This is a genomic window from Xenorhabdus santafensis (genome assembly GCF_033949405.1).
GTDB lineage: Bacteria > Pseudomonadota > Gammaproteobacteria > Enterobacterales > Enterobacteriaceae > Xenorhabdus > Xenorhabdus santafensis.
The window spans coordinates 14,586-39,826 of the sequence record NZ_VCDN01000010.1 but is presented as its reverse complement, the minus strand read 5'-3'; the positions used below and the strand labels follow the sequence as shown (position 1 = coordinate 39,826).

The window sequence follows — 25,241 nt, the reverse complement described above, 5'->3', positions numbered from 1 at the left end:
TGAAAAGGGAGTAAATTCAATGACCAATTTTAGATGTACCCGAATAGGTATTTTCCTTGCCGCCCTGTGGTTTGGCCTGCCGGGGCATGCTGAACCTATTGGCCCGGAGCAAGTCAGCCCGGTACGGGTGAGTTTGGATTCCGATACTGCAAACTCAGCAAGTGTAAATCAGTCGATCAAAAAAAAGCTGATCGAGAAACAATCGGTCGAAAGGCAACAGATTGATCTGGAGAAAATAGCTGATGAGCTAAAGCAGAACTGGGATAGCGTGCAGGCACCCAGTGGCGGGTTGGGCATGGTAGTCGGCAATAAAGTGTATGCCCTGCATTTGGGCAAGCAAGAAGAGGGAATGTTTGAACTGGCCTCAACTTCCAAGGCTTTCACGGGGTTGCTGATTGCATTGCTTGAGCAGGAAGGCGTGCTGAGCCGTGAGGATTTGATTACTCAATGGATACCGGAACTGGCAGAAAATTCTCAAATGGGCTATTCCGACATTCAGATACAAAATCTGCTGTTCCATAACAGCGGTATCTCAAGCGATACCCTTGATTTGCTGCAACCAAACACGAATCAGGCGGCATTATCACAACTGCCGGAGTTGCTCAAAAATGTTCCCCTGAGCCATGTGGTCGGCACCCATGAGGAATATGCCACGCTCAATTACAGCTTGCTCGGTTTGGTGGCTGAACGGGCAACCGGGCACTCTTTTGCCACGTTACTGCGGGAAAAAGTGTTTCTGCCTTTGGGCATGAAGCACACCGTGGTTGAAGGCAGCATGATTCCAGCAGGAAGCATCCCGACAGGCGGAATACCAACAGAAAGTGCGTCGGCAGAAGCCCCTCCAATGATGCGCATAGCGGGATACAAGATCAGCTTCATGACAGCGTTGCCCTATGACGCTCCCCGGTATTGGCAAAATGCGCCCGCAGGCTATGTGCTCAGCACGCCGCAGGATATGGCAGTCTGGTTGCAGTTTTTGTTGCATCGCCTGCCACTGGAGCACGAAGGCCACTCATTGTCCGCGTTATATAAGGCACTGGAACAAGCAAAACGGCCTTACGCGGGAGAAGGGGGACAAGGTTACGCTTATGGCTGGGATGTGGAAACCGACAGCGTCCTTGGCTACGCCGCCACGCACTGGAGCCATCCGGGGCAGAATCCCAACGCAGCCGCTTATGTCGCATTTGATCCCGCCGCGGGTGTCGGTGTGGCCTTGCTGGGAAACAGTAACAGCCCTCAAGTCATGGCGTTGGGGCAGTCGATATTTCAATACTTGCGGGGGGCTTCCCCGCATCTCCTGCCAGAAAATCCTTCCATTGATATGAATGACTGGGTGTTTTCTGTGATGGCAGTGATTTTTTGGTTGGGAGGGGCTCTCTTTTTACTGGTGTTTATTTACCAGTCCAAAAGCGGGAAAAAACATTTCAGTTATGACTATTTCATCAAACACCTTTCCATCCATTTCACCGCACTGAATGTGGTGCTCATCGTGTTGCTGGCACTGGCACCGAAACTGTTACTGGGTTTGGGATGGTCAAATTTATGGGTTTGGGGGCCGTTAAGCCTGCCAGCTGCGGCTGCGGGGCTGATTCTTTTTGTTAACGCCATTGCCCTGTTTTTTTCACCCTTGGCGAAATCCAAGGACAGGTTACAGAGAGTTGAGGGAAATGAGTCATGAGTGAGAAGTCGTGGTTATCAGGGCAGCATAAATATGCTGTTCATCAACTGTTTGAACAACAGGTCATAAAAACACCGGATGCTATCGCCGTTCGGTTCGGCGATCAGACGCTATCTTATGACCAATTGAACCGTCGGGCGAACAGGCTGGCACATGATCTGCACCGCTATCACCTTGGGCCTCACCACGGGCAAACGGAAGCGTTCGGGAACAATGGCAGTGAAACGCCTGATAAAGCCATTTCAACCGTGGGCATTTGTCTGGATCGGGGCATTGATATGATTGTCGCGGTCTGCGCTACCTTAAAAGCGGGTGCCGCTTATGTACCGATTGATCTCAGTTATCCCGCAGAGCGTCAGGCCTATATTTTGCACGACTCTAACGTGTCCGTGGTTATTGCGTGCGGCGATATTATTCCTTCGCTTCCCGGCTCAATTCACTATATCGATCTGGATCAGCATAAGGTGACTCAGAATGAAGCGGATCTTGCCGGCGAAGAAAATTTAGCGGCAACATGCACGCCTGACAACCTCGCTTATCTTATCTATACCTCAGGTTCAACCGGAAACCCCAAAGGCGTCCGCATGCCGCACAGGGCGCTGGTGAACCTGCTGGTCTGGCAGAACAAAAATCAACATGATGGTTTGGGCGGCAATGATGCGCCGAAAAAAACCTTGCAGTTCTCGCCGTTAAGTTTCGATGTGTCATTTCAGGAGATTTTTTCCACGTTGTCCAGCGGTGGGGAATTGGTATTGATTCCCAATCTGTTGCGTCTCGATCCAATCGCATTGCTGTCGTTTTTGTCTGAGCAGCGGATTGAGCGGATATTTCTGCCCTATGTGGCATTAAACAGTCTGGCATCGGCCGCCGTGTCTGAAGATTGCTACCCAGCGAGTCTTGTTGATGTCATTACCGCAGGGGAGCAATTGGTCATTACAGCCGCCATCAGGCAATTTTTCAAATCCTTGCCCCAGTGCCGCCTGCACAACCATTACGGCCCGTCAGAAACCCATGTTGTGACAGCTTATACCTTGAAGGGAAGTGTTGATGACTGGCCGGCTCTGCCCTCTGTCGGGATGCCAATCGATAATGCTGAAATTTATCTGCTGGATGAGCAGAACCAGATAATTGTGGACGGTTCAGCCGGGGAGTTATGTATCGCCGGCATGCCTTTGGCGGACGGTTATCACAAACGCCCGGAAGAGACGGCAGCTAAATTTGTCGATATTGCAGTGGGTGGAGATACAGCCAAACGCATGTACCGAACCGGTGATTTAGCACAATGGGGGCCGAATGGCGTGCTGAATGTGCTGGGCCGAATCGATTTTCAGGTCAAAATACGCGGTCACCGGGTAGAGCCGGGGGAAATTGAAGCCCAGTTGATGACACACCCTGCGGTGCGGGACGCGGTTGTCGTGGCTCAAGGGGGATATGCTCAGGAGGAAAGTTCCCAGAAGGGCAGCCCGCAAAAAGGTAATACAGAAGAAAAACGGCTGGTTGGTTTTGTCATTGTTTCTGAACGGGCTTTGCAACGCCAATCTCAGGATGGCGTCAAAGAGAGCATCCAGCGTTTTATCAGGGCTACCGTACCGGATTATCTGTGTCCCGCCGCGATAGTTATCGTTGACCACTTTCCATTATCCGCCAGCGGCAAAATTGACCGTAAGGCATTCCCGGTTGTTTCTCCTGATACATTGATGCAACAAGACATTGAGCCGCCAAAAACAGCCTTGGAACACACTGTCGCTGAGGTATGGAGTGAATCGCTCGGCGTGAAAAACATTGGCCGGAATTCACATTTCTTGAGTTTGGGCGGCCACTCACTGCTTGCCGTCAATGTGATGCTGGCATTGCGCCGACGTGGGTTCAAGGTGGAGGCACAAACGCTATATCAATATCCGGTATTGTCTGAACTGGCTGAGCAATTACAGTACGCTTCCCAACCGGAATTCCGGCAGGAACATACTCCAGACCTGATCCGCGACGGGATGGAAAATACCCTCCCGTGGGCACCGTTGAGCCCGGCAGAAATAGAGGCATTGTCTGCGGTGATCCCCGGCGGCGCTGCCAACATTCAGGATATTTACCCTCTTGGTTCGCTGCAACAGGGCATTTTGTATCACTCCCTTGCTGATGCAGGGGGAGATCCCTACGTACTTTGGCAAGTAACCCGCTTTCGCAATCCGTTATTGCTGCATGCTTACCTTGACGCCCTGCGCCACACAATCGCCCGCCATGATGCATTTCGTGTCAGCGTCCATTATGAAGGCCTTTCCCAGCCTGTGCAGGTAGTTTGGCGGGAGGCTGATTTGGTCGTGGAGGAACTGCCGTTGACGGCAGGGCATGATGATCCTTTGACCAGATTGAAACAATACTGTGACCCTGCCATGCAGCGCTTTGACATGGCCAAGGCACCCTTGCAGCGCTGTTTTTACTGTTATGACGCAAGGCAGGATGAATGGGTATTGCTGCATTTGCTTCACCATATCACGGTCGATCACGCCTCAATTGAAATGATGCAGCTTGAGATTGAAGCACAGTTGCTTTCGCAGCCATTGGCAGAAGTTTCCCCCTTATCGTTTCGGCAGACGATGGTTGCTCTTTTCAACACGGCGAATCCGGAGGAGCAACAGGCGTTCTTTGCGGACTTGTTGCAGGATTATGAACCGGCATCGGCACCGTTGGGCGCTGGGAATGAACAGGAAGCCTGTGTTCTGGAAAGTCAGGCATTAAAAGGCAATGACACCATTGCGGAAGCGTGGCGTCCGTTGCCGCAGCCGTTGAATGACCAAATCCGTCAACAGGCCAAAACGCACGGCGTCAGTGTCGCTGCCATTTTCCATCTGGCTTGGGCCAAAGTGCTTTCCTGCCTGTCCGGGCAAAATGATGTGGTTTTCGGCACGGTTCTATTGGGACGCCTGTTTGCCGGAGAGGCATCCATCAACGTGATGGGGCAATTCATCAATACACTCCCCATCCGCATGCGTTTGGGCAATTTGCCGGTGCTTGAATGCCTCTGGGAGACGCAGGATACCCTGACACAGTTGGTCAGGCATGAACAGGCATCACTGGCGCTGGCCCAAAAAGCCGTACAAACAGCCGCAGGAGCACCGTTGTTCACTTCGCTGCTGAATTATCGCCATAGCGAAGTGCGCAATGTTCCTTCGGCAGACCCTTTTCAGGCGGTTAATCCATCAGCCGTGGAAGGTGTCCGCTATTCCGGCGTCATGGAACGGACGAACTATCCTGTTTCTGTCAATGTGGATGATTTTGCCAGCGATTTTGTCATCAATACTCAGGTTGGGGAAAGGTTTGATCCTGAGCTGATTGGCGATTACTTGCAGACAGCGTTGTCAGAAATCGCCGCCGCGCTGGCAAGTGAGCCGCAAAGACGGATAGGTCGTATCAATGCACTGCCTGCACAGGAAAGGCACAAGCTGCTGTATCAGTGGAACCTGACGGGTGCCGATTTCCCGCAACAAGCCTGTCTGCATACGCTGATTGAAGAGCAGGTAAAACGGACACCGGACGCCACCGCCGTATTCTTTGATGATGCTGAAACAGAAGGTCATGCGCCGAACCCTATTTTGAGCTATCGGCAATTGAACCAAAGAGCGAACCAACTGGCCCGTTATCTTCGCACTGAGCTGGGTGTTGGCCCGGATGTGCTGGTGGGGGTTTGTGTGGAGCGCAGCATTGAGATGGTGGTGGCATTGCTGGCGGTGCTCAAAGCCGGGGGAGCCTATGTGCCCCTTGATCCGCACTATCCGGCTGAAAGGCTCGATTACATGCTGCATGATGCTGCTCCCCGCGCATTGCTGTCCCATCGTGAGGTATCAGGTGGGGTGCGTACTTTGCTGGCGGATTATGCCGGCGAGACAGGAGCCGCAGTCATCGATCTGAATGACGATATCTCGGCATGGTCTGGGCTAGATACTGACGATTTACTGACCGAGGAGTTGGGGCTGACTGCTTCCCATCTGGCTTATGTGATTTATACCTCAGGATCGACTGGTCGCCCGAAAGGCGTGATGAATGAGCACCGTGGTGTTGTCAATCGTCTGGTGTGGATGCAAAAGGCTTATGCTCTGGGGGAGGATGATGTTGTCCTGCAAAAAACACCGTTCAGTTTTGATGTCTCCGTTTGGGAGTTTTTCTGGCCGCTGATGTTTGGTGCCCGTTTATCAGTGGCGAAGCCCGAAGGACATAAAGATCCCCTTTACTTAAGTGCCCTGATTAGGGAACAGAAAATCACAACCCTGCATTTTGTGCCATCCATGCTGGCTGTCTTTTTGGAACACGCTTCCCTTGGTGCCGATCATTGCATGAAACGCGTGTTTTGCAGCGGCGAAGCCCTGCCGGCACGCAGTGTACAGCGCTTTCATGAACGGTTTGCCAATGTTGAATTGCATAACCTGTATGGGCCGACGGAAGCTGCGATTGATGTCAGTGCATGGGATTGCAGTTTGCAGGCGATGGGGGAGCCAACTGACGGCGTTGCGGAAACGAGCATTGGGAAAAATATCATCCCCATCGGCAAGCCGATTGACAACATTCAGCTCTATATCCTTGATCCCTATGGTCAGCCAGTTCCTGCGGGAACAGTGGGCGAGTTGCATATCGCCGGAGTTGGTGTTGCCCGTGGTTATCTCAATCAACCTGAACTGACTGCGGAAAAATTCATTAAAGACCCTTTTGGCCCGGCACCCGATGGTGTGATGTACCGTACCGGAGATCTGGCCCGCTATCTCCCCAATGGCGATATTGAATATCTGGGGCGCAATGATTTTCAGGTTAAATTGCGGGGATTTCGTATCGAATTGGGCGAGGTGGAAGCCGCATTATCATCACATGCCAGTGTGAAAGCGTGTCTGGTGCTGGTACGGGAAGATACGCCGGGAGATGCCCGTCTGGTCGCTTATGTCATTCCTGCTTCTGTGACTGATACGGCGGAAGCCTTGAATCCAGCGTTGAAAACACATCTGCAAACGTGCCTGCCTGCGTTTATGGTTCCATCCCATATTATTTGGCTGGAAGAATTTCCCCTGAGCGCCAACGGTAAGCTGGATCGCAAAGCATTGCCGCTTCCTGCGGGAACCATGCTGCCGAATGAATCATCTGAACCTCCCCGTCCGGGAACGGAAACGCGGCTGGCCCAATTGTGGGCAGAATTGCTGAACATCAATCCGCCCGGTCGCCAGACTCACTTTTTTGAAGCCGGCGGGCACTCATTACTGGCTGTGGCGCTGATGATGCGGATACATCAGGAGTTTGGTGTTTCGGTACTTTTGAATTCTCTGGTCAGCCATTTGGAGCTGGCTTCGCAGGCGGCGCTTATCGATGCTGAACTGAATAACGCAGAAATGCGCGCACCTTCGGGAGCCATGACACCTGCCGATCCCGATTTTACGGGGCTTATCCGGGCATTGCCTGCGCAGAAAGCCATTTACAAGGCACTGAAACTCAATCCCCGGGATTTGAGCAACAATAGCTTTGTTGCCCTGTCGTTCGAAGCGGAACCCGATCTTAAGCAGTTGAGCCGTCTATTGCAGTCAGTCCTCGCCCGTCACGCCAGTCTCAGTGCGAAATTTATCCTGCTCGATGACGAATTGTATTTGCAGCCGGCCAAGCGTTTTGCCTTCCGTCTGGAAAAACGCCAGAGCCTCGGTTCACTGGAAGAGGATTTGCGAGATTTTGTCCGTCCCTTCTCGTTGGAAGATGGGATGAATGTCCGCAGCCGATGGGTGGTCGCTGAACGCGATTCTGCATCCCGTTCCGTATTATTGCTGGATTTTTCCCATGCCTGCATTGATGGTTCCGGATTAATGCAAATATGCAGTGAGTTGGCAGCGGAAAGTGCCGCCAGTCACGCCATTGATTTGGGAGGCAATTCAGGTATCAGCTTGGCAACTTATGTTGACCTGTTTTACAGCAGTGAGTTTGCCGCACTGAAACAATCGCACGGGAATTTCTGGCGGGAGAAATTACAGGATTGGCAGCCTCTTGCCGACATTGAGGGTGCTCAAACTGTAACGGGATCTTGGCGGGTAAGCCTGAACGCAGCGCACAAAGCACAGGTTGAAGCGCTCACTTCGCGGCTGAAAATCAGTGTGCCCGAATTCTTCATGACAATATTTTTACGGTTTAAAGCGCACTTGGAATCCCGTATTCACGGCTCTTCCAATTCGTCTTCCAACGCTTCTCCCTGCTCGTCGGATCAACTGACTTCAATGATCTTTCACGGCAGGGACAGGCCGGAACAGCAAACGGTCATTGCCCCTTTGATGACAGTTCTTCCTGTGCGGGTGGCATTGCAGGGCGATGCCAAGGAACCGGCAATGCAGGATTTCGACATCGTGAGCAACGCGATACGTGAAGCCTGCCGCCACTACCTGTTTGATGCCGAAGAGTTGTCAGTACGGTATCCGGCGTTATCCAGACAAGCCTTGTTACCTACGGCTTTTTTCGGTTACTTCCAAAAAGAGGGATTTGCCGGCTGTATTGCCGGAACAGCTTGCCAACAACTGGAAACCCCCAATATTTCAGCTGGTCAGTCGCATTGGAACCTGACATGTGAGGTTGCCGAACATGCCGCGGGTTTTGATATCCATCTGGAAGCACTCTCATTCAATGCCGCCAGCGATACAGAAAGCTGGGAAACCCTGTTTAGCTCGATTTTGCAAAGTGGGCTGAAATAAATCAAATAGGAAATTGAGAAATGTTCGCTAATGATCCCATTGCGATGAACGCAAAAAAACAAGCATTAAATGAGTATGTTCAGCAACAATCGGATACGGAATATCAGGGATGCCCCTTTTTTGTGGCGGCACAATCTGTATCGGAGGCCGATTGTGTCACTCTCCCGTTCCCTCTGCCTGAAAAACTCAACAACAGAATTTTTACAATGGCGGCGGCTTCTCCGCTGCACCGCTTGTCGCTGTTTTCTGCCTGCATCAAATACCTCGCATTTTTGCATTGCCATGAACCTGAAGGCAGTTTGTTGTGGGCCTTGGGAGAAACGGTGCTGGCGGGCAATCCTTCATCCATTGAGGGCAGTTATCTTGTTCTTAATAAATGGAACCTGACGGAAAACAAGGAAGAACAACCCGTCAAACGCTGGTTTGGTGAGGAACTTAACCAATGGAAGCAGATTGCTGGTTTAACAGCGGGTTTGTCGCCAAAGATGGTATCGTCTGCCATCTCTCAGTTACCCCAAGTTCTGGTGGGGTATTCGGAGACCCAGCCCTCTTTTGTGACGGAAGAAATGGGTGAAGATATCCGGCAAAAAATGGAGGGCAAGCACTATTCATTGAGCCTCTGGTGTCATGCCCGCCCTGAAAAAACTGAGCTGCATGTGCGCTTTAATCCTCAAGTGGTGGCTCCTGAGTTAATTGAGTTGCTGATGGAGAGGCTGATTCTCTTGTTGGACAGCATGGTGTCTGATCCGGTTGTGCCGCTTGCATCCATGCAGTGGATAACACCACAGGAGCAGGAACGAATGCTCGCGTTATCCGCACAGCAACCCATGCAAGCGCCGCAATATCAAAACGTCGCGCAGGCTATCACTGCGTCTATTCGTGACAGGGCTGACATACAATGTCTGGATGTTGGCGGGGAAACCGTTAATTTTCGCCAGTTGGCGCAGTATACAGAGCGATTGCTGACCGATCCTCAATGGCCGGAATGGGAATCATTGGGGGATTGTGTACTGATTGTGGGAGCGAAGGGAATTGAGATCACGCTTGCCGCGATGACGTGTATCCGCATCGGCAAGCCGTTTTGTATACAGTCAAATAGCGTCCCGGAAAAGCAGCTACTGGATGTCATCACATTGCAGCAGACCAGAACGGTACTGCTACAGAAAGAGCATTATCTATTGGCGGCATTTTTCCGCCAGCAGGGATGCCGGGTAATTATGTTGCCTGAGTATCAGCCTGCCTCTCTGGCGCAAATGGCCGATGTTTCACAGTCGGCTTCATTGGCGGAATTATTGCGCAAAGGTGAATCCGTCAGCCCCGACGCGCCTTTGTGTGCCGTCATGACCTCCGGCAGTGAAGGCAAGCCGAAAGGCAGCCTCAACACGCACAGAGCATTACTCAATATCAGCGCTGAAATGCACAAGCTGTATCGCTCAGTGGGCTTGCGCATTGCATCCGTCTCCAACCATTCGTTTGATTATTTCGTACTGGAGTGCGTCCAGTTTCTGACGCAAGACATTGTCTTGGTGATAGCTCCGGAAGACGCACGCATCGATGCGAAAAAATGTGTCGAATTCCTGCGGGAAAAACAGATTGACCTGCTGTTTACCACAACCGTATTTGCCGAAGACATCATGGAGCAGGGCGATATTCCCTCGTTGAAGCAACTCTATTTTGGCGGCGAAAGCCTCCGGACGTTGCAAAAGAATAATTACCAATTATTTAACGTCTATGGCCCGAGTGAAACGGGGGTTCTCACGACCTATTTACCCATCGGGCGCAGTGATCAAAAAATCACTATCGGCAAACCATTCGGCGGCTGCCAGTGTGCCGTGGTATTTCCCGATACACTGGCGCTTTGCCCCGTCGGGGTGCCGGGGGAATTGCTGATAGGTGGTGTGGGTGTCGGCACGGGGTACTTTAATCGCCCCGATTTGACAGAACAGGCGTTTATCAACCTGAACACAGCGTGGCTAAAGGGAAGGTATTATCGCAGCGGGGATCTTTGCTGCTGGAATGCTCAGGGTGAAATCGAAATTCTCGGACGGCGCGATCGCCAGCTAAAAGTAAACGGTTTTCGCATTGAGTTGGATGCGGTCGAAAAAAATGTGCTGGAACTGCCGATAGTGTCCGAAGCGGCGGTGATAAGTCTGGTAGATAAACGGGGACACGCACTGCTGGGTGCCTTTATTGTTCCGGCGGAGCCGTCGGTGACAGAGCAGCGTATCAGGGAGGCACTGCTGGCGCGGATGCCTGCTTATATGGTGCCGGGCCAGATTGTTCTGATAGCGGAATTGCCGTTGACGAGCACGGGAAAAGTGGACAGGCAAACGCTGAAACAACAGCTTGGTGCAATGGCACCCGATGAAAATGCCCGCCCGATTGGGGCTACGCAAACATGGCTGGCGGCTTGCTGGGGGCGGCATTTGGAGCTGGAGGTTGAAGCGCTGTCGGTGAAGAAGAGTTTTTTCTCTCAGGGCGGTCATTCGTTGCGGGCAGTTAAGGCATTGGTTGATATTCAGCAACACTTTGGCTTGCCGATAACGTTGCCGGAATTTTTCAAAAACGACACGATAGAAATGCTGGCGGAACTTATCGATGGGAATAACGCCGGCGATGAAAAAGCGCAGGTGAATGATTTCTGGCGTTTGCTGGAAATACCTTCTGCGATGCCGGCTGACGGACGTGGGGTGCTGTCAGCTCAGGAAGCTCGCCTTTATGCACAGTATCGGCTGAATCCGGAATCGCGGGTTTTTATTTTACCGTTGGATATTCCCCTGCCTGATGACATCTCTACGGATACGGCAAAACAAGCATTGCAGATGTTATTGGATCGCCATGATATTTTGCGGAGCCGATATCGCATCAATGATGACGGTATCCCCTATGCGGACATATTGCCATCACTGAAAGTGGAACAGGTACTGTTTGATGATTTGAAGCAGTGGCAGCAAGTGCAGACGCAGCCTTTCGATCTGGAGAACGGCCCGCTGCTGAGAGGGCATTTGCAGGATGTGCAGACACAGCAAGCCTGCTTGCAGTTGCAAATTCACCATATCTTGGTGGATAAGCCTTCACTGGAAATTCTTCTGAAGGAATTTGAACACGCGTTGAAGCAAATTCCGCTTCCACCCGTAGCCCTGAGCTATAGACACTATGCCGCGACACTGATTGAAGCCCGCAAGCATCCCATCTGGGAGCAGGCTGAGGCGTTCTGGAAAGATTATATGGCAGGGCTGGAGTTTGACCCATTCGGACATGGGGCGGTAGAAGCCGGCTGGAATACGGGGCTGATGTCTTGGGATTTGTCGGCAGAGGACAAAGACGCAGTACAACGGCTGTGCCGCACATTAAATATCACTCCTGCCATGTTTTTCCTGTCGGTATGGGGGCTGACTGTTGCCCGTGAGGGGAACAGCGATGTGTTCTCAATCTCCATCGCCAACGCATTGCGCCCGAAACATGCACTGGATACGGTTGGCATGTTCGTATCCCTCTCTCCCTGTGCTTTTCGTTTTGATAAAGCTGCCGGTTCTTTTGCGCAATATGCCAAACAGTTGAAGGATGAGCAGTGGCAATCCGCAGAATACCTGTTTTACCCGGTTGAAGAAGCCTTCTCATTGCTGGACAGTGATCCACGCGTGTTCGGCAGTAATCCGTTGCTGAATGTGTCTTATGTCTATATGGATGTCGCCGATGAGATGGGCACAGGATTATACGCGGAGCTGGAGGAGGACGATTTGTCGAAAGAAACCCACGGCCCGCTCAATCTTTCCGTCATTCATTCTGAACACAGTTGCCGCTTAGTGCTGGAATCGCAATCTGATGTCTTCTCTGCCTCGCAATTGTCCGCGATGGCAAGCAGTTATCAGGCTATTTTGCAGCAAATTTTGCATCACTCTCCTTCGGTGTTGCAGGTCAATGCATTGATTGCGCCTGATGCAGAAGATCAGAAAGCGTTTCGTCCGGTACAACGGCGTGCTTCCTATACTCCTATCGATGCCATGTTGCTGACTGCATTCCGGACACTGGGCGAACGCCCGGCCGTGATTGACAATGAGGATGTTGTTACTTGGGAAGCGTTTGCTGAATTAACTGCCTCCTATGCCCAGATGCTGAACACCGCCTCAATACGCAAGGCCCTCATTCTTGGTTGGTCAGGCAGCCAAATGCAGGCGTTTTTGGCTGCCTGTCTGTTGACGCATACAACTTATCTGGCGTTGGAAATTGATACTCCGGAAGAGCGTATCAAAGAAGTTATTCGCCATGCAGAACCGGATTTGGTGGTGAATATGAATATCAGCGCTGGAGCCGGAACGGTAACGATGGATTGGCGCGATTTTCACAGCATCAAATCCTGTGATGACAATCCCATTGCATGGATATTGTACAGCTCCGGTACAACCGGGCGACCGAAAGGCATTTGCGTCACGGCAAATACCGCCGCGCAGTATGTCGATTCCCTGATTAATAGACTGGCGTTGAATGATGCATTGCAGACAAATTCATCGCAAGGAGTGCGTATCGTCCAGCAGTTCTCTCCCAGTTTTGACGGTCACATTGAAGAGATCCTGTTGGCTTGGGCATTGCAGGGAACGAGTGTCGTTGCCGATCGCTACAGCCTATTGGATGAGCGCAAGGCGAATGCATTTTTGCGTCGTTACCGTCCGGATGTCATCTCTGCGGCTCCGGCGCTTTTCTCCGCGTGGAACCGTATGCCAGATCTGGCGCCATTGCCCAAGGTGTGTATCAGTGGTGGCGATTTCTTGGTTGCCGGGGATATCGACCAATTGCTCGGCAGAACACAGATTTGGAACAGTTATGGCCCGACAGAAACCTGCATTGCTGTTTCCATGATCGATTGCGCCCAGCTGGCTTCTGATACGGCACTGTCCATTGGAATGCCCTTTGAACACGTTGCGTTTGCCATTGTAGATAAAAATGGCATCCGGCTCCGTGCCGGTCAGTGGGGAGAACTGGTTATCTATGGCGATTTTGAACATCATGGCTATCTGCAAGATCCGATTCTGACCGCCAGTAAATTTGGTAAGGATGAGCAGGGTTTGTTCTTCCGTACCGGTGACTTGGCGATGGCGGACAAAAATGGTCTGTTTTATCTCAAGGGGCGCATGGATGATAGCTGTAAAGTTCGCGGTAACTTTATTGGCTTGGGTGAACTGGAGAATCGGGCCAGACAGTATCCGGGCGTTATTGCCGCGGGGGCAGCGGTGGCATTTGCCGGAACACCTGAAGCCTGTTTGGTGCTGGCGATTGAAGGTAAAGACAACGCGGGGCAGGAACATATGCAATCGGGTCTGCAACAATATTTGGCCCGTCACTATCCGCGTTCTCACCTGCCATCGGCAATCTTCTCGGTAGCAAATTTACCCCGTACGGATATCGGCAAGATGGACAGGCAGAAGATTGTGGCCTTGTTTCATCAATGGCTGGAAAGCGAGCAGCAAATGCTGGGGGAACAAGATCCGGCAGCAGATGAAATTCTGCAAAAACTGATGGATTGCTGGAAAAAATGTCTGGGCTACAAAGGGGCATTGACACTGAATTCTGATTTCTTCCTGATATCGGGTTCATCCCTGAGTGCCGTTCGTCTGGCCAGCCAGCTGGAAACGTTGTTCGATGTTATGTTCAGCCCGGTCGATGTATTCCGCAATGCGACCATTGGCGAACAGTGGTCGTTAATCCAAGCACGGCAGAATCCGGCGGGAAACGCTGATGCCTGCCTGAAAGAACGCTGCCTGAACGTGGATGATCCGGCCCTTCCCAAACTGCTGTTACTGCCGCCCGCGTTAGGGGGATTGGTTGAATTGCAGGTATTGGCGAATAATTTGGCTGGCCGGGTCACTGTTTCTGTGTTGACAGCCCAGCCGGCTGCCACTGAAAACATGTCTGAAACGGCGTTCAGCGAGATGTTGTTGGATACCTTGGTGTCACATCTTAAAGCGCAGGAAAATTCTCCGTCACGGCCCCTTTGGTTGGGAGGCTATTCCCTCGGGGCTGAGATGCTGGCTGCATTGCTGTCACCGATGTCTTTGGTGCAAGGCGATTTGTTGACGCGAATCGATAAACTGGTGTTTTTCGATCCGAATCTGAAAACCGATGTCTTTAACGGCGATGCACTGTATGCGGATTTTATGCAGGTATTCCGTGAGATGAACCAGCAGGCCGGAACCCGTGAAATAGAGGCCGATATCGATGCCGGGGCATTACGGCAGGTATCCCCGGCTCTCTACCAAGAATGGCATCACTATTGGCTACAGCATCAGATTCTGACAAGCCAAACTTTCTATGAGCGAATACTTGCTCTGTCATTGAATGCTATTCCCGTTATTCCCGTTGAGATGTTTTTTTCTGAGGACGCAGACGCCGAAGGTGTTGCCGGGCTGATGCAGCAACTGGAAGAACATAGCTCAGCTCATTGTGCTGTCCATCGTTGCCGCGGCAGTCACGCTGAGTTCATTAAGCAATTATCACCTGACAATTTTAGATAACTGATGGTACAGACTTAAAACAAGGTAAGGGATCATGAGTACAGAAATAAGAGAAGATTTGGATATCGCTGTGGTTGGGTTGTCAGGTCGTTTTCCGGGGGCTGAAGACAGCAACGAGTTTTGGCGGAATTTATTGATGGGCGAGGAGGGGATTTCACGCTTTACGGAAGAGGAGCTGGTTCAGGCAGGGCATGATATCAGCAAGATACGCAATATCGATTTTGTTCCGGTCAATGGCGTGCTGGCTGGGGCGAATTATTTTGACGTCGAGTTCTTTGGTTACAGTCAGGCAGAAGCCGCGCTTTTAGATCCACAAACCCGTTTGATGATGCAGTGTGTCTGGCATGCATTGGAAAATGCCGGTATTGATCCGGATAAACGGGGGCGCAATATCGGGCTGTTCTTGGGCGCCCGCAGTACCGTGCAATGGACAATGCAGGCGATGCTGTCTGAACAGGTTGAAAATGTCGGTGGTTTTTTGGCTTCGCAATTAGCCAATAAAGATGCCATGAGTACGCTGATCTCTTGGAAACTGGGATTGGAAGGCCCCAGCTTTACGCTCCAGACAGCATGCTCGACCAGCTTGGTCAGTGTGCATCAGGCCGTGCAAAGCCTGCTCAGCGGTGAATGTGATTTTGCGGTCGCAGGAGGTGTCAGCCTATTGCTGCCGCAACAAAATGGTCATCTTTATCAGGATGGCATGTTGTTCTCAAAAGATGGTCAGACCCGGGCATTTGATCAGGATGCCACTGGCAGTGTATTCGGGAGTGGCTTGGGGGCGGTCGTGTTGCGTCGGGCGGGGGATGCGATTGCCGATAATGATCCCATTTGGGCGATCCTGAAAGGTTCTGCCATCAACAATGATGGTGCCCGCAAGGTTGGTTATACCGCACCGAGTGTTAAGGGGCAGGCGGAAGTGATCCGTTCTGCCTTGCAGATGGCGGAACTGGATGCCGCGGATTTGGATTTTATTGAATGTCATGGAACGGCGACAGCATTGGGTGACAGCATTGAATTCATGGCGTTGCGTGAGGTTTTCAGTGAAGGAAGAACGGCCGATAAAAACGCAGGGGCATTAAACCAATGCGCTTTGGGAGCCGTAAAAACCAATATCGGGCACTTGGATTCAGCCGCCGGCATTGCGGGTTTTATCAAAATGGTACTGGCGCTCCGACATGGCATCATTCCGCCGACACTGCACTTCCGGCAACCTAATTCGCAGTTGGCATTTGAACAATCCCCGTTTTATATCAACACGCAAGCTGAACCGTGGTTACCACAAGCCGGGAAATTAAGAACGGGCGGAGTCAGTAGTTTTGGTATAGGGGGAACCAATGCGCATGTGGTGCTGCAACAATATATTTCTCCGAACGCTATTTCTCCGAACGCCAATGCCTCTTTGGAAAATGCACCTCTTAATATGGATGATACGGTGACGGGGAACGGGGAAAAATCCGCCGCAATCTGCTTTTTCCCATTTTCCGCGAAAAATAAAGTTTCACTGGCACAGCAATTAGAATCAATCTCCCAGTGGCTGGTGGTACAGACCGATCTGGATTTGCCTGCGTTATCCCACACCCTGAGCAAACGGCATAGCTTCCCATGTCGGGTGATGTTTGTGGCTGACTCGAAATTTACCCTGATACAGCAAATTAAAACCTATCTGGAAATGGGGGAGGAAGGGGATGTTTTGGCGTTGAGCCTTGATTTTTTACAGCTTGGTTCTCAACAAGAAGTCGGTGTTCAGCAGGCTATCACCGATTGGATTTCCGGCCAGACCAAAGAACCTACACAGGCGCTGTCAGTTGTCTACCAAGGGCAGCCTCTCATGGATGTGCCCGGATATGCTTTTCTGCGTGAAGAACATGGCACGGGGCATATTACAGACAAAACCTGGCGGCAAATTGCCAATCTCCTTGCTGCCCCGGAAGGCAAGAACTTATCTAAAAATGCACCGGGTTTATTGCTGCCATTCTGGAAACCTGTCCGCCTGCCGAAAATGACACAACACGAGCATTGTCCCCGTGCTGTTTTGCTGATGGCTCAATCTTTGGCTGAACTATCAAATGATTGGGTCGATAACAATCAGGTTGAAGTCACCAGCCTGAATATGCTGTGTCCGCTGCAAATCCGAAACGCACTGACAAACCTGTCCGGTGGGCAGCCAAGGGATTCCTCTCTAGTGCTGTCACTTGCATTTGCGCCGAATGGTTTTTCGTTTGCGGCGGATTCGTTGCACATGTTATCTGAATGGGGCAAGGCGCTGGCGGAGACAGATTTTTCTGCATTTACCTCCGTGCATATCTATTTAGTTTTGCCGGACACAATCAAAGATAACGGCTACTTAGCAGAATCCTCCCTGACGGAAGCGGCTCTTAAGGCATTGGCGCTGGTCATGCCGCAAGAGATCCCCGGCATCACTTGTGCGTTTCTGTATTTGCAGAATTTACAGCAGGTAAACGCATCGGCTCCCAATGCACATTGGCTGTCGGATTCATTGACCAGACTGTTGCAAACGTCACTGCATGGCCCGCTTAAGCTGAATGCTGAAGGGCTGTTTGTGGAAGATTTCCGCTGCCCCGATGTTGAAGAAAACGAGGTGGTGGATGAATCCCATTTCATGGGGAAAACGTATGTCATCACTGGCGCGGGCGGCCGAATGGGCAGAGCGATGGCGCAGGTGATAGCACAACGTTTTCAGGGGCGCTTGGCACTGGTCAGCCGTCAGGCGGCAGAAACCCCGGCGATGCAACACTTGCAGGCAGAGCTGAAGGCGGCGGGTGCCAGTGCAGTGGAAATTTTTCCCTATGCACTGGAAACCGAGGCGGAAGCACTGGCATTGTTTGAGTCTATTCACCAGCGTTTTGGGCATATTCACACGGTTATTCATGCCGCAGGGGTGACGGATGGCGATTCGTTTTCACCCTTGGTACAACTCAATGCGGATCACTACCACGCGCAGCTCAAACCGAAAGCGCAAGTAGCGGAAGTGCTTGCCAAGGTTTTTGATCACCCGATTTTTGAACACAATCCAGTGGAATATTGCTTTGTTACTTCTTCGATGTCGGCATTTTTTGGCGGGATTGCACATGCCCCCTACGCCACAGCGAACCTGTTTCTGGATGGCTGGGCACGGAGGCAGAACCAGCGTTCGCAAAGCCCCCGCTGGATTGTGGTGAACTGGGAAACGATTCATTTTGACGGGGAACACCGAAAGAATGAAGTCACTTGGGGAGCAAATGAAGTTGCACTTTCCGCTGTGGAGTTTCCCGCCCTGTTCGAGCGCAGCTTGCGTGAATACGACAGTGAGAATCAGAAGATATTCTCGGCAGGGCAATTTATGGACAGATTGTATGCTTGGGGAGGCAGGCGGGCAGCCAATGGCGGAAGCAAGCCGCAAACGGTCAGCCGCATCAAATTGAAGCCCAGACCAGACACACTGACTTCTGTTTATCAGCCGGTAGCCAGTGAGATGCAAAAGGAGATCGCCGCAATTTGGAGCCACATCCTCGGCGTAGATAACATGGGGATTGATGACAAATTTATGGAGCTGGGAGGGGATAGTCTGAAAACTATCGTGATGGCAGAAAAAGTGTATAAAACACTCGGCAAGCGCGTTGCCATTCAGGACTTTTTTGCCCAACCTACCATTCGTGAGATTGAACGGCAGTTTTCCTGCGAACAGAGCACTTTCCATCCGGTTTTACCGACCGTTGATTTGTCCGGGCCGATTGTCGCCAGCACAGATCAGGAATTGCTGTATATCCACCAAACAACATTTGCCAATGGCGGCTATAACATGCCAATCGCGTTTCGGTGCCCGCTTTCATTCAGCCCGGCTGTCATTGCTGAGGCCATCGAACGGGTGGCTGACAGGCATCCGGTATTGAAGTGCCTGTTTGAAAGGCAGGGCGCTGATTTGATGATGCTGCCTCAGCTGGGCGCCAAAGTGAATGTATCGGTGCTTGACGTGGAGGAAACGGAGAAAGGGAACTTAGCCCGTTTCGAACAGTTCGCCAATATGCCTTTTGACCTGCATAACGACTTGCCTCTACGCGCCCTGATTATCGCCGGATCGGATTCAGTGCCATTCCATCAAGTCTTGATTGTTGTCCATCACATAGTCTGTGACGCCGTATCTCTCGGGATTTTGACTGATGATTTTCAACGATTATTGCAGGGGCAGACACTTCCTGCGACCGAATATAGTTTCGCTGCCTATCGGCGCTACAGGCAGGAATTCGAAAATGAGGACAAGGTACGGAAAGATAAAGCCTACTGGCTCGCCAATTTGCTGCCTCTGCCTGCACACTTGTCATTGCCGGTGGTGGACGGTTATTACTGGGATTGGCGTAACGATGCCGAAAATCATCACGGGATCACGGTGGATAAACGCCTTCCATTGCAAACCAGTGCACAGGTAAAACAACTTTGTGATGAGCTTGGGATCTCTGCGTTTATCTTTTTCCTTGGGGTATTTGGCGTCTTGATGGCGAAAATTGCCCGAACGGATTCTTTCTTGCTCGGTGTACCGGTAACAGGGCGCATGCAGCCGGAAGAGCTGGCACTGGTTGGTTATCTCGTCAACATGCTGGCTTTGAAAATGGAACCAGAAGCCGAGGCTTCAATGGCGGATTATTTGCTGGAGCTGAATGCTCAGTGGGCTGAAAGTGTGCCTTACCAAACCTATCCGATGAGTGCATTGCTGGAAGATCTCAGTGCTGAGAGTGACTTCCAGAGCCGTCAGGGGAAACATCCGCTGTTTGATGTGATATTCGGCTATCTGCCATTGAGCCTGAATGGGGCGGGTGAGCTTGAGGAGGGAGATGCATTTTCGCGGATTGAATTGACACTGGAGGCCGTTAAATTCGACTTGGCGATGGATGTGTCTGAAACCCAAAACGCGTTTGATTGCGCAATTCAGTTCCGCCGGCATATGTTCAGTGAAGAAACGGTGGCGGCAGTATTTGATTACTTCTTTACGTTGATAGATGAAGTCATTGCAGATCCTGATACGGAAATACAGGAACTGCTGACAAATCTCCATGATGGCTATGCATCAATGGCATCCGCTCAGATCAGTGATCAGGATGTCGATTCAGAGTTTAATTTTTAGGGGGAAAAAATGAGTTTTTTCGGCACAACCTGGAATGCGCTCGGTGATATTGCAATGTGGGCTCACGAAGAAGTCAGCATTTATCGGCGCAGTAAAAAAATAGAGCGAGAGAAGGAAAGCCGTGATGCATTGGTACGCCTAGAATCAGCGGAATACCAAACAGTGGAGAAAGTCACGGGGATCTCGGTTGCTGAGTTCAGTGAACGTTATTTGATGAAAAAAGAACCCGTGATTGTGGCGGATGGCTTGAAGGATTGGCAGGCGAGACAAATCTGGAGTTTTGATTACTTTGCCAAGGAGTTCGGGAACATGTCCGTACAGTTGCAAGATGCGGGCTTTAAACCAAAAAGCAACGTTGAGTTGCGTACTTATTTACAGGAAATTGCTTCGTTGCCTGCCGTTGAATTGGGGGAAATGGGCAATGATCTGGATTATCTCCGCTATACCTATGATTCATTCTTTAAGCATCTGTTATTCACGTGGGGATTGGGCCACCGGGTAAAAACGGATTCATTCAGCTTTCTGGCGTTCCAGCGTATTCAGGATCATTGGCAACGGCCTTATTTCCTGCCCGAAAGTGGCTATAAGATCCCTTGGGTTCAGGTTGGCTCCCTTCATCCCAATCAACGTATGTGTCAGGATTGGGGGCTTTATTTCTCCGCGCCGGGCGCATGTACCCGCTTGCATGTCGATGGCATGAGAACGAATGCTGTGCTGTGCCAAGTGGTTGGTCGAAAAGCGGGCTGGATTTTTTCTGAATCACTGGAAGATGTGGTCAGGAATACCGCAGAAGGGCGCGCTGATTTATCGCCCCCGGCTGACCAAGCTGCCATGCATCAATCTGCCCGCCAGAATGATCGTATCTGGCAATTTGATTTGTTGCCGGGTGAGATTATGTTGATCCCGAAAGGGTTGTCCCATGAAGTACATACTTTATCGCCCAGTATTTCGTTAACGTATAATTTTCTTACCAATGCGGAATACCGGGATTATTTTAATTTCAAAAGACAACGGGGGCACGGTTGGATAGCCAATGCCCCGATTGCGGCTGTTCCTGAGTTCGAACGTATTTATCAGCGCAATATCCTTCCTGACATGGCGTAATGATTAACGACTGTTTCATTATTAATGATCATTTGACTTCTGAATGGGAAATGAACAATCTGATTATCCGTCTTGTGCATGGATTTGAATCCGATGCATTGATGGATAATGACTTATTGCGCCTTCATGAACAGTAAACGTAAATGGTGCGGACTGTACCGGAGACGCAATCTTTTTTGGATATCTGTGCCCAATGGGTTTCAAGTTCATTACCGCCAATAAAGTGGCAACTTGAAAGACGAAGGGTATATTTCACCTAAAGCGAGTAAGAAGTATGTCTTTATTTTCAACAACGATAACGGATTTTTGGCAAGCTCCCTTGTTAAATGGGGACGTTATTTATAGTGATGATGTGCTCACTATCGCCACTAACGCCAATCTGGAAGAAAGTGATCGGCTTATGGTTCTGGAAACAACGGATGGCCGGGTATTGACGGTTATGACGCCGGAAATGGCCGAAAAAGCAGGGCTGTATCATCAGGAAACGATGTCTGAGTCGATTTTCCGCCAGAAACTGAGCGAGGCAGAAATTACGCTGCACGGAGCCGATTATATTTTTTACTTCTCTGAAGCAGAAAAAAACATCTTGCTGCAAGAGAAGCTGGACGGTGATCTGCGTAAGCTGGAAGAAGGGGGAGACGAGAAAGTTTTCGCTGATTTCCAATCAGCTGTTTCAGAACAAGATCTGGATGATGCGTATGTGGAATTGGATCATTGGGCGGTGTTCGGCTCATTTGATCAAGGTAGGTTGGTTTGTGCTGCCAGCATGTACCCTTGGGATAATGCGAAAATCGCCGATCTCGGTGTACTGACTCAGGCATCTTTCCGGTGCAAGGGCCACGCCAGTAAGGTGGTACGCACGATCAGTAAATTCGCCTATTCTCAGGGATATGAGCCCCAATACCGGTGCCAGCTTGATAATTCCGCATCAGTGGCGTTGGCGAAAGCCTCGGGGTTAACATTGTTTGGCAAATGGGAGCTGGTTTCCCCGGATTCGAAAAACTGAATAGTGTTTGATATTCAGTCAGCCAGTTTTAATCAATTAGTTTGAAATCTTTCCTTTCATTTTACCAGTTGCCGCGTTCATGACGGCAACTGGACATTCATCCGATATCTACCCGATAAATTTCACGTTATTGCCAATAATGCAATAGCGCAGACGAGGGTGGATATTAACAACCACTAATACTCAAATAAGAAAATAGTCACTATGTCAAAACTGAAAATAGCTGTAGTGGGTGGGGGCAATATTGGCTCCAGCCTGGCCTTCGATTGTGCCTTGCGCGGGCATGATGTGGTTGTTATCGAAAAAGATGTGCTTTCCTGTGAGCAAAGCAAGGCGCGCATTATGGAAACCGCAAGTTATGCGCCATTGTTCAGTCCGCTCGCCAAAGGAAAAACGGCTGAGATGATTCTGCAAAACATCGTTTGGCAGCAAGATTTGCAGGCGATATCCGATTGTGAGTTGATCGTGGAAAATATCACTGAGAATATTGAGCTAAAACAGGCACTCTATGCGCGGATGGCGGAATTCATTGCGCCCGATGCGGTATTGGCCGCAAACACTTCTTGTATTCCCATCACTAAACTGGGCTCGTTCCACCGCTCTCCGTCTCAGGTCATTGGGGTGCATTTTATGAATCCGGTTTATTTGAAACCGACGGTGGAGGTCATTATCGGCCTGAATACGTCTGAGCAAACTCAAGAGCGTTGTTTGGAGCTGTTGTCCATATTGGGTAAAAATGCCGTTGTGGTGAAAGATGGCCCCGGCTTTGTTTCTAACCGGATTTCCCATTTATTTATGAATGAGGCTGCTTTCACGGTGCAGGATGGTGTAGCCCTGCCTGAAGATGTGGATGCGATATTCAAAGGGTGCTTCGGCCATAAAATGGGGCCGCTGGAGACGGCGGATTTAATCGGCATTGATACGGTGGTTAATTCCCTTGATGTGCTTTATCTGATGTTTCAGGACTCAAAGTATCGGGTCTGTCCAATGATGCGAACAATGGTTGATGCGGGGCATTTGGGGCGCAAATCCGGCAAGGGATTTTACACCTATTAAATGTTGAGAAGTTGCATTGCGTTAAAGCAGCCCAGCAGATTTGTGTTATTGGTGCAGGCAGTGCAACTATTGATGAAAGAGGTGGGACCGCGGTCCCACCTCTATTTTTCTATTTCTCTATTCCTGTATTCAAACAGCCATTACTGCTATTTATCTCTGGTGTGGCGAATCATTTCATTAAATAAGAAAGTCATCTCTTATGACCGAACAGTGTCATAGGAACCTAATTTACTCATATCTATCACTTTATCCGGCCAGCCTTCTACAAAATCCGCCTCATGACATACCAAGACAACCGTTCCTGAATAGGCAATCAACGCTTCTTTCAGGGCCGCCTTCATGGTGGTATCCAAGTGTGTTGTCGGTTCATCCAAAATCAGCACATTGCTTGGAGACGCGGCTATCATCGCCAATTTCACTTTGGTTTGTTCACCGCCGCTCAGTTGTAACAGCGACTGTTCCATCTTTTTGCCCGATAAGTGAAACCGGGATAATTGCTGCCGGGCGGTTTTATCATTCAGTGACGCGTTGGAGGAACGCACCATCTGAATCGGTGTGCTTTCCGGATATTCCCAGTGCAAATCTTGGGCAAAGTAACCCCATTTAATCCCCAGAGCTAACTCAATATTTCCTGACAATGGCGTTAACTGGCCTAACAACGTTTTCAGCAGCGTTGATTTACCTAAGCCGTTAAAACCTGCAATCACGACTTTTTCCCCTCGTTGTAAATGCAAGTTAAATGCAGGCAACAGCGGGGTTTGATAGCCGATAAGCAATCCATGAGCGTTAATTATTTTCTGGGCATTAAGCGGCAATGACGCAAATTGAATGGAAATAGCCACATCATCTTGTGGTTTTTCTATTCGCTCAATTTTTGCCAACTGTTTCTTGCGGCTATTGGCACTCTTGGCTTTCACTCCTGCGCTGTTTTTGCTGATAAATGCTTTTAGCTTGGCAATCTCTTTTTGCTGAGCATCAAAGGCATTCACGACATTTTTCTGCTCTAACGCTTTCTGTGCCATCGCTTTACTGTAATTGCCCTTGTATTTCTTTATGCTGCAATGTTCGATATCGCAAATACCGTGAGTAATTTGATCTAAGAAGGCGACATCATGAGAAATCACCAGAAATGCGCCTGAATAAGTCCGTAAATAATTTGTCAGCCATTCGATATGCATTGCATCAAGGTAGTTAGTGGGTTCATCCAGTAACAAAACCGAGACTTCATCCAGCAGCAATTTAGCCAGCATGACTTTGTGACGCTGACCACCACTCAGGTTCCCAATCGGGGTGTCTAATCCATATACATCTAATCCCAAGCCAAAGGCAACTTGCTCAATACGGTGCGCCAAACTGTAGAATTGGTGTTTTTCCAGTAAGGTTTGCCATTCAGCGGCCTGCTTTAAGTAACTCTCGTCCATGCTTTTTTCTGGTGATTCATAAATTTCTATCATGGCACGTTCTGCATCGAATAAGGCTTGGAATGCGGTGTTGAGATAATCCCGAATCGATAAGTGATGATCGATATGGGTATGTTGGTCTAGATAGCCAATTTTGATGTTTGGCTGCCAGCAGATTTCACCAGAATCTGGCGTAATTTCATTTTGCAGCAAACGAAGTAACGTGGTTTTCCCCGCTCCGTTTTTGCCTGTGATCCCGATATGTTCTTTAGGGTTAAGAGTGAAATTCGCATCACGATATAACCATTTGTCTGGCAATTGATAATTCAGGGCTTTAACAAATAAAAGACTCATTATATTTATCCCAAAAAAAGAGGGGCCGATATAAATACCGGCCCCTCGTCTTAATAATATACACGTCGTCTTTCAAGCTGCCTCTCTCTTGCCGCCGCGATGCAACTTGAAATCCATTGTGTATAAGAAATGGGGTATCTGAATTTCAGATATAAAAAGGCCGGTGATGGAAGATCAGCACCGGCCAGCTCTCTATTCTTGTTATCAAATACAACGCTCTGAAAGCCACCCGCAGCCTTTCACGTTGCTTTTTTATCGGAGGCTTTTTTTGCCGCCGGAATGCAACCTGAAATTTATGAGGTATAAGCCTGCTCTGAGAG

General features: G+C 50.1%; 7 protein-coding genes and 1 pseudogene. 7 read left to right on the top strand and 1 reads right to left on the bottom strand.

Annotated features, from left to right (window positions below; translation table 11 throughout):
* The first annotated feature begins 19 nt into the window (after window positions 1-19).
* The 7 genes and pseudogenes from FE392_RS01630 to FE392_RS01600 all read left to right on the top strand — a co-directional run bounded on the left by FE392_RS01630 (window position 20) and on the right by FE392_RS01600 (window position 23,167).
* A complete protein-coding gene (locus FE392_RS01630; RefSeq protein WP_319928490.1) occupies window positions 20-1,678 on the top strand; it encodes a serine hydrolase domain-containing protein in 1,659 nt (552 codons plus the stop codon).
* 38 nt (window positions 1,679-1,716) lie between these two features.
* Window positions 1,717-8,376 (top strand): annotated as a pseudogene (locus FE392_RS01625) (amino acid adenylation domain-containing protein); the annotation flags it as partial.
* Window positions 8,377-8,396: 20 nt separating this feature from the next.
* Window positions 8,397-14,885, top strand: a complete 6,489-nt coding sequence (locus FE392_RS01620; protein ID WP_319928488.1) for an AMP-binding protein — start codon at window positions 8,397-8,399, stop codon at window positions 14,883-14,885.
* Window positions 14,886-14,919: 34 nt separating this feature from the next.
* Window positions 14,920-20,001, top strand: coding sequence for an SDR family NAD(P)-dependent oxidoreductase (locus FE392_RS01615; RefSeq protein ID WP_319928487.1), 5,082 nt, complete (start codon window positions 14,920-14,922; stop codon window positions 19,999-20,001).
* A 9-nt stretch (window positions 20,002-20,010) separates the two neighbouring features.
* The gene (locus FE392_RS01610; RefSeq protein WP_319928486.1) at window positions 20,011-21,105 is read left to right on the top strand and encodes a cupin-like domain-containing protein; all 1,095 of its coding nucleotides are present in this window, start codon (window positions 20,011-20,013) and stop codon (window positions 21,103-21,105) included.
* Between the two features lie 274 nt (window positions 21,106-21,379).
* Window positions 21,380-22,111, top strand: coding sequence for a GNAT family N-acetyltransferase (locus FE392_RS01605; protein ID WP_319928485.1), 732 nt, complete (start codon window positions 21,380-21,382; stop codon window positions 22,109-22,111).
* A 204-nt stretch (window positions 22,112-22,315) separates the two neighbouring features.
* Complete coding sequence (locus FE392_RS01600) at window positions 22,316-23,167, top strand: 3-hydroxyacyl-CoA dehydrogenase family protein (RefSeq protein WP_319928484.1); 852 nt, start codon at window positions 22,316-22,318, stop codon at window positions 23,165-23,167.
* A gap of 197 nt (window positions 23,168-23,364) precedes the next feature.
* Here the strand turns inward: FE392_RS01600 and FE392_RS01595 are convergent, their stop codons facing one another.
* Window positions 23,365-24,921: an ABC-F family ATP-binding cassette domain-containing protein gene (locus tag FE392_RS01595; RefSeq protein WP_319928483.1), complete on the bottom strand. Its 1,557-nt coding sequence runs from the start codon at window positions 24,919-24,921 to the stop codon at window positions 23,365-23,367.
* Window positions 24,922-25,241 lie beyond the last annotated feature (320 nt).

What these genes read in the sequence shown, in the direction of transcription:
- FE392_RS01630 (WP_319928490.1), top strand. Translation starts at nt 20, where the DNA reads ATGACCAATTTTAGATGTACCCGAATAGGTATTTTCCTTGCCGCCCTG.
- FE392_RS01600 (WP_319928484.1), top strand. Translation starts at nt 22,316, where the DNA reads ATGTCAAAACTGAAAATAGCTGTAGTGGGTGGGGGCAATATTGGCTCC.
- FE392_RS01595 (WP_319928483.1), bottom strand. Translation starts at nt 24,921, where the DNA reads ATGAGTCTTTTATTTGTTAAAGCCCTGAATTATCAATTGCCAGACAAA.
- FE392_RS01610 (WP_319928486.1), top strand. Translation starts at nt 20,011, where the DNA reads ATGAGTTTTTTCGGCACAACCTGGAATGCGCTCGGTGATATTGCAATG.
- FE392_RS01620 (WP_319928488.1), top strand. Translation starts at nt 8,397, where the DNA reads ATGTTCGCTAATGATCCCATTGCGATGAACGCAAAAAAACAAGCATTA.
- FE392_RS01605 (WP_319928485.1), top strand. Translation starts at nt 21,380, where the DNA reads ATGTCTTTATTTTCAACAACGATAACGGATTTTTGGCAAGCTCCCTTG.
- FE392_RS01615 (WP_319928487.1), top strand. Translation starts at nt 14,920, where the DNA reads ATGAGTACAGAAATAAGAGAAGATTTGGATATCGCTGTGGTTGGGTTG.